The sequence below is a fragment of the Tolumonas auensis DSM 9187 genome, from assembly GCF_000023065.1.
In the GTDB taxonomy this organism is placed as follows: Bacteria; Pseudomonadota; Gammaproteobacteria; order Enterobacterales; family Aeromonadaceae; genus Tolumonas; species Tolumonas auensis.
Genome location: NC_012691.1, coordinates 2,276,290 through 2,289,767, shown reverse-complemented (window position 1 = coordinate 2,289,767; position 13,478 = coordinate 2,276,290). Strand labels below are relative to the sequence as shown.

At 49.5% G+C, this 13,478-nt stretch carries 12 protein-coding genes, 2 tRNA genes and 1 riboswitch; of the genes, 7 read left to right on the top strand and 7 right to left on the bottom strand.

The annotated features are described in order from the left end of the window. Positions 1–3: 3 nt before the first annotated feature. Positions 4–594 (bottom strand): AmmeMemoRadiSam system protein A, encoded by a 591-nt coding sequence (amrA, locus tag TOLA_RS10650; RefSeq protein ID WP_015879161.1) that lies wholly within the window; start codon positions 592–594, stop codon positions 4–6. Next, positions 572–1,348, bottom strand: coding sequence for an AmmeMemoRadiSam system protein B (gene amrB / locus TOLA_RS10645; protein WP_015879160.1), 777 nt, complete (start codon positions 1,346–1,348; stop codon positions 572–574). Before amrB ends, amrA begins: the two co-directional genes overlap by 23 nt. Positions 1,349–1,404: 56 nt before the next feature. Between amrB and amrS the strand changes: the two genes are divergently transcribed. Next, on the top strand, positions 1,405–2,481 hold the full coding sequence (gene amrS, locus TOLA_RS10640; RefSeq protein WP_015879159.1) for an AmmeMemoRadiSam system radical SAM enzyme: 1,077 nt from the start codon (positions 1,405–1,407) through the stop codon (positions 2,479–2,481). 71 nt (positions 2,482–2,552) lie between these two features. Here the strand turns inward: amrS and TOLA_RS10635 are convergent, their stop codons facing one another. Beyond that, complete coding sequence (locus TOLA_RS10635; protein ID WP_015879158.1) at positions 2,553–4,454, bottom strand: PTS fructose transporter subunit IIABC; 1,902 nt, start codon at positions 4,452–4,454, stop codon at positions 2,553–2,555. 292 nt (positions 4,455–4,746) lie between these two features. Here TOLA_RS10635 and TOLA_RS10630 point away from each other — a divergent pair, with 292 nt between their 5' ends. Beyond that, positions 4,747–5,568, top strand: coding sequence for a CHAD domain-containing protein (locus tag TOLA_RS10630; RefSeq protein WP_015879157.1), 822 nt, complete (start codon positions 4,747–4,749; stop codon positions 5,566–5,568). Positions 5,569–5,604: 36 nt separating this feature from the next. Here TOLA_RS10630 and TOLA_RS10625 read toward each other — a convergent pair whose 3' ends face one another. From TOLA_RS10625 to TOLA_RS10615, 3 genes are all read right to left on the bottom strand, one after another. Next, positions 5,605–6,198, bottom strand: a complete 594-nt coding sequence (locus tag TOLA_RS10625; RefSeq protein WP_015879156.1) for a TMEM165/GDT1 family protein — start codon at positions 6,196–6,198, stop codon at positions 5,605–5,607. Then, positions 6,199–6,378, bottom strand: a riboswitch (yybP-ykoY riboswitch). A 98-nt stretch (positions 6,379–6,476) separates the two neighbouring features. Then, a tRNA-Phe gene (locus tag TOLA_RS10620) sits at positions 6,477–6,552 on the bottom strand. Positions 6,553–6,562: 10 nt separating this feature from the next. After that, positions 6,563–6,638, bottom strand: a tRNA-Thr gene (locus TOLA_RS10615). Between the two features lie 193 nt (positions 6,639–6,831). Between TOLA_RS10615 and TOLA_RS10610 the strand changes: the two genes are divergently transcribed. Then, a complete protein-coding gene (locus TOLA_RS10610) occupies positions 6,832–8,148 on the top strand; it encodes a hemolysin family protein (protein WP_015879155.1) in 1,317 nt (438 codons plus the stop codon). Between the two features lie 13 nt (positions 8,149–8,161). Here TOLA_RS10610 and TOLA_RS10605 read toward each other — a convergent pair whose 3' ends face one another. Continuing rightward, positions 8,162–9,280, bottom strand: coding sequence for an HD domain-containing phosphohydrolase (locus TOLA_RS10605; RefSeq protein WP_015879154.1), 1,119 nt, complete (start codon positions 9,278–9,280; stop codon positions 8,162–8,164). A 330-nt stretch (positions 9,281–9,610) separates the two neighbouring features. Between TOLA_RS10605 and cyoA the strand changes: the two genes are divergently transcribed. Genes cyoA through TOLA_RS10585 form a run of 4 tightly spaced genes read left to right on the top strand, consistent with a single transcriptional unit; the run spans position 9,611 to position 13,477 of the window. Next, positions 9,611–10,549 carry a ubiquinol oxidase subunit II gene (gene cyoA, locus TOLA_RS10600; RefSeq protein WP_015879153.1) on the top strand — a complete coding sequence of 313 codons (939 nt, stop codon included), beginning with the start codon at positions 9,611–9,613 and terminating at the stop codon, positions 10,547–10,549. 3 nt (positions 10,550–10,552) lie between these two features. After that, a complete protein-coding gene (cyoB, locus tag TOLA_RS10595) occupies positions 10,553–12,544 on the top strand; it encodes a cytochrome o ubiquinol oxidase subunit I (RefSeq protein WP_015879152.1) in 1,992 nt (663 codons plus the stop codon). Next, on the top strand, positions 12,534–13,148 hold the full coding sequence (locus TOLA_RS10590; RefSeq protein WP_015879151.1) for a cytochrome o ubiquinol oxidase subunit III: 615 nt from the start codon (positions 12,534–12,536) through the stop codon (positions 13,146–13,148). Before cyoB ends, TOLA_RS10590 begins: the two co-directional genes overlap by 11 nt. After that, complete coding sequence (locus tag TOLA_RS10585; protein WP_015879150.1) at positions 13,148–13,477, top strand: cytochrome o ubiquinol oxidase subunit IV; 330 nt, start codon at positions 13,148–13,150, stop codon at positions 13,475–13,477. Before TOLA_RS10590 ends, TOLA_RS10585 begins: the two co-directional genes overlap by 1 nt. Position 13,478 lies beyond the last annotated feature (1 nt).

Sequence of the window (13,478 nt, the reverse complement as noted above, 5' to 3'; positions counted from 1 at the left end):
TACTTATTCCAGTGCTAATTCACCATCTGGCTCAATAAATTCAATGCTGTGGTAACGCCATGCCTTCATCTGTGCCGGCCAGTTTTGGGGTGGCCAGCCACCTTTCAGTAACAAATGGTGCAGGAATTCTTTTTTATCCGGTAACTGACGCCAGACAGCAGGTAAAAAAGTAGCCCGGTGATAGCCATCGCTCAGCCATAACCCATCAGTAAATGGCACCAGTGCCGCCATTAACTCTTCCCGACTGGTGGCCGGCAAAGGTTCTCTTTCACTGAGTACTGAAATGCTGATGATGCAATCCGCGAGTTCAGCTGCTGTCAGTGGTGGGAAACGGGGATCCTGAAAGGCAGCGGCCCGGGCAAAATACGGGATAGATTGCTGCAGTGGCATATCCTGCTCCAGAGTGCCAATACAACCGCGGAGTTCGCCGTGTTTATGCAAGGTAACAAAACAGCCTGATTTCAACTCACCATGCGGCAGGATTGCTGCTGTTTCTGTGTCTGTGTCCGGCATCCAGTGTGCCTTAATGGCATTGCGCGCCAGCGTCAGCATTGCCCGGCGTTCATTTAACTCAATAGAGGGCAAAAGCTGCATATCCCACCACCCGTTCTTTGTCATGCGATGTATCGCCGGAGTTACATTTTGCCAGTAACTTAATATCCAGCTGTTGCTGATGAGCCCAGTGCAGTGCACCATTCAGGGCATAACAACCGCAGGCCTGATCGCCGGTTAAGGTTTCACTGAACTGCAGAATTTGCCGGATGGTATAGTCATCCTGTAGTTCGGCTATGTCCTTGCTGAGATAGTGACTGAGGTCGCTGCTGACAATGATCAGCGTATCATCGGTCATAATTTGTTCAATGGCGTGGCTCACTGTTTCTGCCGGACAATCGCCTACCACCAGCGGGATCAGACTAAAGTCGCCCAGTTGATACTGCAGAAATGGTAGCTGAACTTCTATGGCATGTTCCTGTCGGTGTGCTTCGGTAGCGGCAATCACGCCGGGTAATGACAGTAATGACGCTATCGCTGGTTTATCGAGCGGAATAGTACCAAAAGGTGTTGCCTCGCCATCCCAGTGCTCAGGAACAGCGATGCCCTGCAGATAGACCCGGTGCGCCGGGCAGAGCACAATCACCCGCTTGAAATCTCCTTTCTGCAGCAGACTGTATCCCTGTGCGGCAATAGCACCGGAAAAACGGTAACCGGCATGGGGAAGGATCAACATCCGTGGTTTCCGTCCGGTTTCGGGGGCTGCTTTAACATGATGCTGCATCCAGTCCCGAAGTCTGTCCGGATCTGCCGGATAGAACATATCCGCTACAGCGGGCTGATGGATAACCTGCATACAACCTCCTGATGGATAGATGTCATCTATAATTATAGTGTTGCTGCGGAGGTTGTATGGATAATTCAGACAATACGGTTTCGACCAAATACTGGCGTCATCTGGATAATGATCACACGCTATGTACGCTTTGTCCGCGATTTTGTGAACTGCGGGAGGGTAAGCGTGGCGTTTGCTACATCCGCATGGCGCAGGGCGGAGAGATTGTTCTGACCAGTTATGGCCGTTCCAGTGGTTTCTGTATTGATCCTATTGAGAAAAAACCGTTGCATCATTTTCTGCCCGGCACGCCGGTACTGTCGTTCGGTACTGCCGGATGTAATCTGACCTGTGCGTTCTGTCAGAACTGGGATATCAGTAAATCCCGCCATATGGAAACACTGAGCGCATCGGCAACACCGGAACAGCTGGCGAAAATGGCAGAACAGACGGGCTGTCGTTCAGTGGCATTTACCTACAACGATCCGGTTATCTTTATGGAATATGCGCTGGATGTGGCAGCTGCCTGTCATGCGCGTGATATCAAAACCATCGCGGTTACGGCGGGCTACATTAATCCCGAACCACGCCGTGATTTTTTTGCCGGAATGGATGCAGCCAATGTGGATCTCAAAGGGTTCACTGAGTCGTTTTATCACCGGATTTGTGGCGGGCATCTGGCACCGGTGCTGGATACGCTGCGTTATCTGAAACAGGAAACCAAAGTCTGGTTTGAACTGACGACCTTGTTGATCCCCGGTGAAAATGATTCGGCAGAAGAGTTAGAGGCCATGTGCCGCTGGATTGCTGATGAACTGGGGCCGGATGTGCCTTTGCATTTCACTGCATTCCACCCGGATTTTCATATGCTGGATAAACCGTCTACCTCAATGGCATCTCTGCTGCAGGCGCGTGATATCGCCAAGGCGCATGGTCTGCATTATGTCTATGTCGGGAATGTGCATGATGTGGCCGATGGCAGTACCTGGTGTCCGTCCTGCGGGAAATTAGTGATTGAACGGGATTATTATCGTCTGGGCAGTTGGGCGATACATGATGGTTGTTGCCAGCATTGCGGGGCAAAAATTGCCGGTGTATTTGAAAATCAGCCCGGAACGTGGGGGCCAAAGCGTTTACCGGTAGAAATCAGATAAAACCCTTATGAAAAAATTGGCCTGACAGGGGGGCTGTCAGACCAATTGCTTATCAGTTATATATTCAGCGATCAGGCTGCGTTAGCTACTGTAGCTTTCGCGGCTTTGATTTTTTTCAGCGTGATAGCAACGACTGCGGTGGTGATTGCGCCAGCTGCCATGGCAGCCAGTGCCAGCAGCGGTTTATTCATGGCACCCAGCAGCGCCACAATAGGACCACCGTGTGCGACAGAGTTGGTCACACCGAATACGAACGCCATCACTGCGGCAACGATGCTGCCCAGCATGTTGGCAGGAATAACAGCCAGCGGATCCTGTGCGGCAAACGGGATAGCGCCTTCAGAAATACCAACCAGACCCATGGCACCGGCCGCTTTACCGGCTTCGATTTCGTCTTTGTCAAACAGATCCATTTTACGACCCAGGAAGGTAGCCAGACCCATACCCAGCGGAGCAACCGGGATAGCACAGGCCATTGCCCCCATAAACTGTGTCTGACCAGATGCGATCATGCCGACAGAGAACAGGAAGGCGACTTTGTTGACCGGACCACCCATATCAAAGCCCGCCATACCGCCAATCACGATGCCCAGCAACACCAGGCTGCCACCACTCATGGAAACCAGCATGTTGGTCATTCCGGTCATCAGACCCGCAATGGGTGCACCGATGATGAAGATAAAAATCGCAGCGATAAACAAGGTGCCGGACAGTGGTGCAATCAGGATAGGTACCAGTGGACGCAACAATTTGTTGTAGTCCCGGGTTGCAATCCAACGGACGAAATAGCCTACCAACAGACCGGCCACAATCGCCCCGATAAAGCCGGTTCCGGCAGTGGCACCGTAGAACGAGCCGTCATTGGCAATCCAGCCACCGATAAAACCAGGGGCAAGGGCAGGGCGATCACCAATCGCGTAAGCAATATAACCGGCCAGAATCGGGATCATCAGCTTGAACGCAACGACGCCAACGTTCAGCACAGAATTCCACATACTGCCTTCAGGGATAGCCATGCCACCTGGTGTCGGATCACCGCCGATTGCCAGTGACAACGCAATCAACAGACCCCCGGTGACAACAAACGGGATCATATGTGACACACCGTTCATCAGGAAACGATAGAGATTGGAGCGGGCCTGGCTGGATTTGGAACCCTCGGCCGGTGTCGCATTTCCCTGCGGCTGATAAGGTGCTGCGGTCAATGCCTGTCTGATTAAGCCTTTGGCATCTTTAATCGGTGCTTTAACACCGGTTTTAATGACTTTCTTGCCGGCAAAGCGGTGCATATCGACCTGCTTGTCACTGCCGACGATAATCGCATCAGCCCGAGCGATTTCTTCTGCGGTAGGTGCGTTCTTCACACCGATGGAACCGTTGGTTTCAACTTTAATTTTGTACCCTAATTCTTTCGCGGCCTTTTCCAGAGCTTCCGCCGCCAGATAGGTATGCGCAATACCGGTCGGACAGCCGGTGACGCCAATCAGAAAGCCTTTGCTTTCACCCATTGGTTCGGCTACCGGTGCTGCTTTTGCTGTTAACAGTGCCAGCGCATCACGACTGGATTTTGCTGCCATGATGGCATCAAAAAAGCCCGGTTCAATCAGTTTGGAGGAGAGTTCAGCCAATACGGTGATGTGATGATCAGCACCACCAGCAGGTGAGGCAATCATGAAAAACAGTTTCGATGGTTTGCCATCTTCAGCACCGTATTCAATGCCTTTGCGGCTGATCCCGACTACAACTGCAGGTTCTGAAACGGCAGAACTCTTAGCATGAGGTAACGCGACACCGTCTTCGAAACCGGTATTGCCAATGGCTTCACGTGCCTGCACGTCTTGTAAAAACAGCAGTTTATCACTGACTTTCCCCTGAACCGCCAGCAGATCGATCATTTCACGAAATACGGCGTCCTTGGTGGTTGCCTGCAAATCGAGGCATATCAGTTTTTCATTGATGAGGTTAGTAATCATAGTGATTCCCAATAGTTCCCGGTGACGGTTTGTCCCCGATGTTCCTGAATGATGCGATTCAGTAACGTCCATGTACTGATATCGCGGTTCCCCATTAAGCAGCGCCATTATCGGGAGATCCGGAAAGGGAAAAAATCGGAAATAAAACACATAAACTGGATTTTTGTACCATCAAATTTGCAGTGTGATGCACCTCTCATTACGCAGGAACACGCATTTTCCATATAGAGTTCCGGATTTGAACGATACTTGAACAACAAGAAAGAACGCAGCATCCGGGAATTTTTCGGTGATGAAGAAAAGCAAGGATAGAAAAGTAGGCGGATCGTTCAGCCGGGCACTTTCATCTCATTTCTCAGAACTGTCTGACAATGCCGCGCAGGCGCTGGTACGTCTGGTTGATTCCGATGATCCTGAAGCATTGCATGATTTACGGATCAGCTTGCGTAGTCAGCGGGTATTGCTGGGGCTGTTTCCGCGTAGTCGTGTACTGAGGAAACAGCGGGAGCAATTGGGGGGAGCCGCAAAATTAACGGGGGCAGATCGTGATCTTGAAGTTGCGCTCGGACTGGCAGAGTCGTTGCGTACGGAAACGGAAACTGGTGAAACGCAGGTTTTGTTTTTAGCGAATAAATTGACGGCTTCACGGGCAAAATTACTCGTCGGGTTGCAGGAAATTTATTTGTCGGAAATCTTGTCACAGGTAGAGCGGGAGTGGAGTAAAAAGCTCAGCAATAAACGCAAAAACGTATTGCAGTCTGCGGCAAGGGCACAGATGCGCAAGCTGGAAAAGCGAGTACTGATTGCAACAGCAGATTTGCTGGTGACATCCCCGGTCACTGACTGGCATTCATTACGGCTACAGGTAAAACGACTCCGTTACTGGGGGGAAGGCTTTGCGCCGGTGCTGACAGAGAAGCAGTGTCGTCGTTTACCCGCGCTGATTCAGTTACAGCAACGACTGGGAGTGCTTCATGATTATTATCTGCTGGAAAGTCAGTTTCAGCAGGAATTAATGCTACCGGAACCGTGGCGGAAAAAGCTGGGAAAATGGCAGCAGCACGCACTGACAGATGCTGCAGGTCTGTTGCAGCATCTGAAAATGACATGGTGATTCGTCCGGAATAATTCCGGCTGGATCATTGGCTGGTTAATTGAAAGCAAGAAAGCTGAACAGTTCCGGCTTCATTGTTGCCAATAATGTGGCTACCCCAAGGACGGCAAAAATTGAGGCTGCGATACCATGCACTAATCTGACCGGAATTCTGTTGGCGATTTTTTTGCCGAGTAAGACGGCCGGTACATTGGCTAACATCATCCCGAACGTTGTTCCTGCAACCACAGGGAGCAATGCCTGATATTTTGCTGCCAGCGCAACAGTCGCTACCTGTGTCTTATCACCCATTTCAGCGATAAAAAATGCAACCAGGGTTGTGCAAAATATACCGAAATGAGCCAGTTTGGCATCTGCTTCGTCAAATTTATCGGGGATCAGTGTCCATATTGCCATAGCTATGAATGACACACCCAGAATCAGTCCCATTGTTTCAGAATCAGCCAGCGAGGTTAACCAGGCACCGATTGCACCGGCAAAACCATGATTGGCCAGGGTGGCAATCAGAATTCCCAGAATAATAGGAACAGGTTTTTTGAATTTGGCGGCAAGAATAAATGCTAACAACTGGGTTTTATCGCCAATCTCAGCCAGAGCCACGATACCGGTGGAAATGATAAAAGCAGACACTTGATACTCCATGGCCGGAAAACTTCCATTGACCACACACCTGTCCGGCCGCACAGGGTATGGTCAAAGGTCTTGCCAGGTGTATCCGTTTTAATGACGAATCACTGTTTGCACCATGACCGTGAGGGTCAAGTCTGTTGATGCAAACCCTAAAGGAGGCTACTCCCCAATGACCGGCGCAGTATAACGATTTTACTGCCGGAGTCAAAATCAAAACCATGAGATTTACGGGGGATAAAAACAACAAAGCCCCGCATTGCTGCGAGGCTTCAGAATGATGGTGCCCAGACGCGGAATCGAACCACGGACACGCGGATTTTCAATCCGCTGCTCTACCGACTGAGCTATCTGGGCTTGGGTTGAATGGTGCCGGCTATCGGAATCGAACTGATGACCTACTGATTACAAGTCAGTTGCTCTACCAACTGAGCTAAGCCGGCACACGTATTCAACGAGGCGGGATTATAATGAAATCCGGGGCCGCGTCTAGATGTGAAAGCCAAATTTTAGCATTTTGTGGTTTGTTTGCTGATATTTTCGACGAAATGCATTTTTTCACTGGTTAACTGGTGATAGCAGGTTGGAGGGAGATCGGCTAACATCATATTTACATATGTTATTGATTTGGCGGTTATGGAATTTTTTATACTGATTGGTCTGATTGTATTGAACGGTGTCTTTGCTATGTCAGAGATTGCCATTGTCACCGCCCGCAAGGCGCGTTTAGCCAAGCAGGCCGCTGAGGGTGATAAAGGTGCTAAAACAGCACTTAAACTGGCAGAAGACCCAACCAATTTCTTATCAACAGTGCAGATCGGTATCACGTCTATTGGTATTCTGAACGGGATTTTTGGGGAAGCTATTCTGGCTCAGCCATTATCTGTCTGGCTGCAACATTTCGGATTATCGGCTGCGACCAGCAGTGTGACGGCAACAGTCATTGTTGTTGTCGTGGTGACCTATACCTCTATTGTCATCGGGGAGTTGGTTCCCAAACGACTGGGTCAATTGAGCGCTGAAAATATCGCTTGTCTGGTTTCCCGCCCGATGCAACTACTGGCATTAATCACGCGGCCGTTTGTTTTACTCTTATCTGCATCTACGCACGGACTGATCCGTCTGATGGGCGTTAAGCAGAATAACGGTGCCAGTGTCACTGAAGAGGAAATTCATGCCATGCTGGCTGAAGGTTCTGAATCCGGTGCCATTGAGCGCAATGAACATGAAATGGTGCGTAATGTATTTCGTCTGGATGATCGCGCTGTTGCCTCACTGATGGTGCCGCGGGCAGATATTGTGTTTGTTGATTTGCAGGATTCGCTGGAAGTGAATTTACTGAGAATGTCAGGTTCTGAACACTCTACTTTTCCGGTTTGTCGCGGTGGTCTGAATGATCTGATCGGTGTGATCAGTGCCCGTCAGATCATGGCGCAGACAGTACAAGGTTTGGATCTGGATTTTGAAGCGCTATGTCAGCCATGCAGTTATGTACCCGAAACGTTGAGTGGGATGGAGCTGCTGGAGCATTTCCGCGCATCGGGTTCACATATGGCATTTGTGGTTGATGAATACAGTGAGTTACAGGGCATAGTCACCGTACAGGATGTGCTTGAATCTCTGACCGGCGAGTTTTATCAGGAAGATAATGACGATGCCTGGGCCGTACAGCGTGAGGATGGTTCCTGGCTGCTGGACGGTCTGATCCCGGTAATGGAGTTAAAAGATTGCCTGCAACTGGCGCGTTTACCGGAGGAAGAACGCAATCGTTACCATACGTTGAGCGGTCTGGTGATGTTATTGCTGGGACGTGTTCCGGCTACCGGCGATATTCTGGAAGTGGATGGCTGGAAACTGGAGGTTGTTGATATGGATGGTATGCGCATCGACAAGGTGCTGGCATCCCGGATTATTACCAATGACAACGATGAAAATCCAGATACCGGTGCTTAAAACCAACGTTATATCAGACCGGGTCTGCAAAGCGGGCCTGGATCGCCAGCCGTTCTTCGGTGGCATTCAGTAATGCGGCGACGCATGTTGCATCCAGTCGTCCGGCGGCGACTTCCTTTTGTAATTCGGCGATAACATCTTCCTCTGTCCAGGCTGTTTTATACGGCCGGGCAGTGGAAAGTGCATCATACACATCCGCTATAGCTACAATTCGCGCTTCAATAGGGATCTGTTCCAGTTTTAATCCTTGCGGGTAACCTGAACCATCGCCCCGTTCATGATGGCCTGCCACTATGTTACGCATAATGGCTGAAGCATTGTCGAGATTAAGTCCCAGATCATTGACCATCTGGTCAATCATCATGGTGCCGAGCTGGACATGCCGCTGCATGATTTCCCACTCGGCTGTCCCCAGTTTTCCGGCTTTGAGTAGCACTTTGTCAGGAATGCCGACTTTTCCTATATCGTGCAAAGGTGCAAAAAGGTGCAGGTATTCAATAAACTCATCACTAAGCTGATACTGCTCTGCAACGCCACGGGCGATCAAGCGTGAATATTTTGCCATCCGATCTAAATGATTGCCTGTCTCCAGATCTCTGATCCGGGCGAAATCAGTAGCCAGGTGTACCGTATTGATCAGTGATTTCACTGCCGCCAGCTCAATCAGGTAGAGATGTGCCGCCAGATCAGCGAACACATCCAGAAAATGAACGGTCTCCTGCTGAAATGCATCGGCTTTTTTTGAATCAAAAAACAGAAAAGCGACGAATAGATTGCCCTGAAAAATGGGGATGGTGTAGCTGCTGAGATAGTTCTGGCTGCGTAGCCAGCCGGTATGGTCACTGTGGCTATTAAATACGGCGTCCATATCCTGCACGATCCGGCTTTTCCGGGAATGGATCAGTGCCTGTAATGATGGCACGTCGGCAAGATGTGCTTCATAACCTTGCAGGGGGATGCCATCAGAAGTACTGCCGACAAATGTTTTCAGCAGGTCGTTTTTCGCGTCATAGATGGCGATCGATATCCGATCGATAAAATCATAACGTCCGCGGATGATTTCGTGCAAATTGGCAAGACGCTGCGACAAATCCTGCCTGGTCATCGGCAATTCATTCATCTGAGTCTGCATTTTGCTATTCCATTCTGAAATTACTCTCTGTTTACAGCGTAGTTGATGGTTTTTATTTTGCTTGTGAGCAAGCAGGTAAATCTAATCGGAACTGGCGACTGGTGAGAGAGCGTCTAAGATAAGTTTAGGATGACAGTGATTTATGAGTCCGGGTCTGAATTCGTTTACGAAAGTAAAGTTGGAATAAAATATTGCGTTAGATCATTTTTTCATACATGGATCATAAAAATATAAACAAAATACAACATTGTATTAACAACGCTTCAGGTAGCTTTCACAATAGGCGACGCACATTGGAAATGTGATATTCCCGTTCGACGGAGTTGTTAGATGATAAAAAACAGGTTCTGGTGGTTGTTACCATCGCTGATGCCATTATTGCTAAGTGGCTGTAATATGGCATTACTTGATCCGAAAGGTGAAGTCGGGATGCAGCAAAAATCGCTGATCCTTACTGCAACCTGGCTTATGCTGATTGTTGTTATCCCGGTCATTATCATGACCTTCGTTTTTGCCTGGAAATACCGGGCTTCCAATAAAAATGCGACCTACTCGCCAAACTGGTCACATTCCAACAAAATCGAATTTGTTGTCTGGACGATTCCTCTCATCATTATTTTGATTCTTGGCACGCTCACCTGGAAAACAACGCATTCACTTGATCCCCGTACACCGCTGGCTTCCAAAGAAAAACCGTTGGTGATTCAGGCGGTTTCGCTGGATTGGAAATGGCTGTTTATTTATCCGGAGCAGGGCATTGCGACGGTGAATGAAATCAGCTTCCCGGCAAATGTGCCGATTGAATTTAAAGTGACATCCGGTTCTGTGATGAACTCATTCTTTATTCCACAGTTGGGTAGTCAGATTTATGCAATGGCTGGGATGCAGAACAGAGTGCATCTGATCGCAAATGAAGAGGGCGCCTATAAGGGGATCTCCGCGAACTACAGTGGTGCTGGCTTCTCGGGTATGAAGTTTATGGCTTATGCCACGTCGACGGAGAAATTTGATGAGTGGGTATCGAAAGTCAAACAATCGCCGAAAGCACTGCAGCTGACCGATTACGATGAACTGACCAAGGCAACCCAGAATAACCCGGTTGAGTATTTTGGTGCAGTGAAACCGGCTTTGTATCAGGACATCATCAACCGCTTTATGGTTCCGGCTAATCAGCAGGCTGCACCAGAGGGTCATGGCATGCAACAGGAAATGCCTCACGACATGGAGCAGGGTATGCACATGCCATCACATTCAGGCTCCGGGGAATAAAACATGTTTGGAAAGTTAACGCTTGAAGCGATCCCGTATCACGAACCCATTATTATGGGGACGCTGAGTGTCGTCGGGTTGATTGGCATCATGATTGTTGCTGCCATGACCTATTACAAAAAATGGGGCTGGCTCTGGACGGAATGGCTGACGTCGGTTGACCACAAGAAGATCGGCATTATGTACATCATCGTGGCGATGGTGATGTTATTGCGTGGCTTTGCCGATGCGATCATGATGCGTCTGCAACTGATGCTGGCTTCCGGCGGTTCGGAAGGCTTCCTGAATGCACACCATTACGATCAGATTTTCACCGCGCACGGTGTGATCATGATTTTCTTCATGGCGATGCCATTTATGGTAGGGCTGATGAATATCGTGGTGCCATTGCAGATTGGTGCGCGTGATGTGGCATTCCCGTTCCTGAACTCGCTGAGCTTCTGGCTGTTTATTGTCGGCGTTGCGCTGATGAATATTTCGCTGGGGGTGGGTGAGTTTGCGCAGACTGGTTGGCTGGCCTATCCGCCATTATCCGGGCATCAGTATAGTCCGGGGGTTGGGGTCGATTACTGGATCTGGAGCTTGCAGATTTCGGGGATTGGTACCTTGCTGACCGGGGTGAACTTCTTTGTCACCATCCTGAAAATGCGTGCACCGGGTATGAGTATGATGAAGATGCCGGTGTTCACCTGGACGGCCCTTTGTTCTAACGTGCTGATTATTGCTGCATTTCCGATCCTGACCGTCACTATTGCGTTACTGACGCTGGATCGTTACCTCGGTACGCATTTCTTCACCAATGATTTAGGCGGCAACCAGATGATGTATGTCAATCTCATCTGGGCCTGGGGTCATCCTGAAGTTTATATTCTGATCCTGCCGGCATTCGGTATCTTCTCTGAAGTCGTGGCAACATTCTGCAAAAAACGGCTGTTCGGGTATACCTCGCTGGTGTGGGCTACGGTCGCGATTACTATCCTGTCGTTCATCGTCTGGCTGCACCATTTCTTTACTATGGGCGCGGGTGCCAACGTGAACGCGTTCTTTGGTATTGCCACTATGGTTATCTCGATCCCGACCGGGGTGAAGATATTCAACTGGCTGTTTACCATGTATCAGGGACGAGTGCAGTTCACGACACCGATCCTCTGGACGCTGGGTTTCCTGGTGACATTCACCGTGGGTGGTATGACCGGGGTGCTGCTGGCTGTTCCGGGTGCGAACTTCGTGCTGCATAACAGTCTGTTCCTGATTGCACATTTCCATAACGTGATCATCGGTGGGGTGGTGTTCGGTTATCTGGCCGGGTTCAACTACTGGTTCCCGAAAGCGATGGGCTTCACGCTGAATGAAAAACTGGGCAAAGCCGCGTTCTGGTTCTGGATCACCGGCTTCTTTGGTGCCTTCCTGCCGCTGTATGCGTTAGGTTTTATGGGCATGACCCGTCGTCTGAGTCAGGACATTAACCCTGAATATCATTCCATGCTGCTGATTGCCGTGGGTGGCGCGGTGCTGATCCTGATCGGCATTATGTGTCAGTTGCTGCAGCTGGTGGTCAGTATCAAAGACCGTAACAAAAACCGCGATCTGACTGGTGATCCATGGGGTGGGCGTACTCTGGAATGGGCAACCTCATCTCCGCCACCGTTCTATAACTTTGCTGAAATTCCGGTTGTCTCTGAACGTGATGCGTTCTGGGACATGAAGGAAAAAGGCACGGCATATAAACGTCCGGCAAAATACACCGAGATCCATATGCCGAAGAATACCGGTGCCGGTGTCATCATCAGTCTGTTTAGTCTGATTATGGGTTTCGCGCTGATTTGGTATATCTGGTGGCTGGCGATTGTTGGTTTTGTCGGTGTGATTGCGACCTGGATTACGTATTCGTTTAACAAGGATGTCGACTATTACGTTCCGGCCGATGTAGTGAAAAAAACAGAAGATGAACATTTTGCAAAAATGAATCAGGCAGAGGTGAAGCATGTCGGTTGAAACTTTACACCATCAGTCTGTGCACGCCGGTGAGCATGAGCATCATGACTCCGGTTCCAACTCAGTATTTGGTTTCTGGATTTACCTGATGAGTGACTGCATTCTGTTTGCGACGCTATTCGCAACGTATGCCGTACTTTCAGGCAGTTTTGCCGGAGGGCCGACAGGGAAAGATATTTTTGAACTGCCGTATGTACTGACGGAAACCTTCTGTCTGTTGATCAGTAGTTTCACCTATGGCATGGCGATGCTGGCGATGAACAGAGGTGAACAAAGCAGTGTCATGAAATGGCTGGCTGTTACCTTTTTCTTCGGTGCCGCCTTTATCGGCATGGAAATCAACGAATTCAGTCATTTGATTTCGGAAGGTTATGGCCCTGATCGCAGCGCCTTCCTGTCTGGTTTCTTTGCATTGATCGGTACTCACGGTTTACACGTATTTTCCGGTCTGGTGTGGATGATCGTTCTGATGATTCAGGTAGCACAAAATGGTCTGACAACCACCAATCAGACCCGCCTGATGTGCCTGAGTCTGTTCTGGCACTTCCTGGATATTGTCTGGATCTGTGTGTTCACTGTGGTCTATCTGATGGGGGTGCTGTAATGAGTCATAACACGAGTCATGGCGGTGCCAGCCACGGTAGCGTGAAGTCGTATATTACCGGCTTTATTCTGTCAGTCGTGCTCACTGTTATTCCATTCTGGATAGTGATGGAGTCTGCTTTACCGCCATCAACGGTTATTCTGGTGATTGCCGCATTCGCGGTCGCTCAGATCCTGGTGCAGCTGATTTACTTCCTGCATATGGATACTAAATCAGAGGGTGGCTGGAATATGATTGCCTTTGTCTTTACGGTACTGATCATTGCTATCATTGTCGTGGGGTCACTGTGGATCATGTTCCACCTTAACCATAATATGATGGGTCATTAAG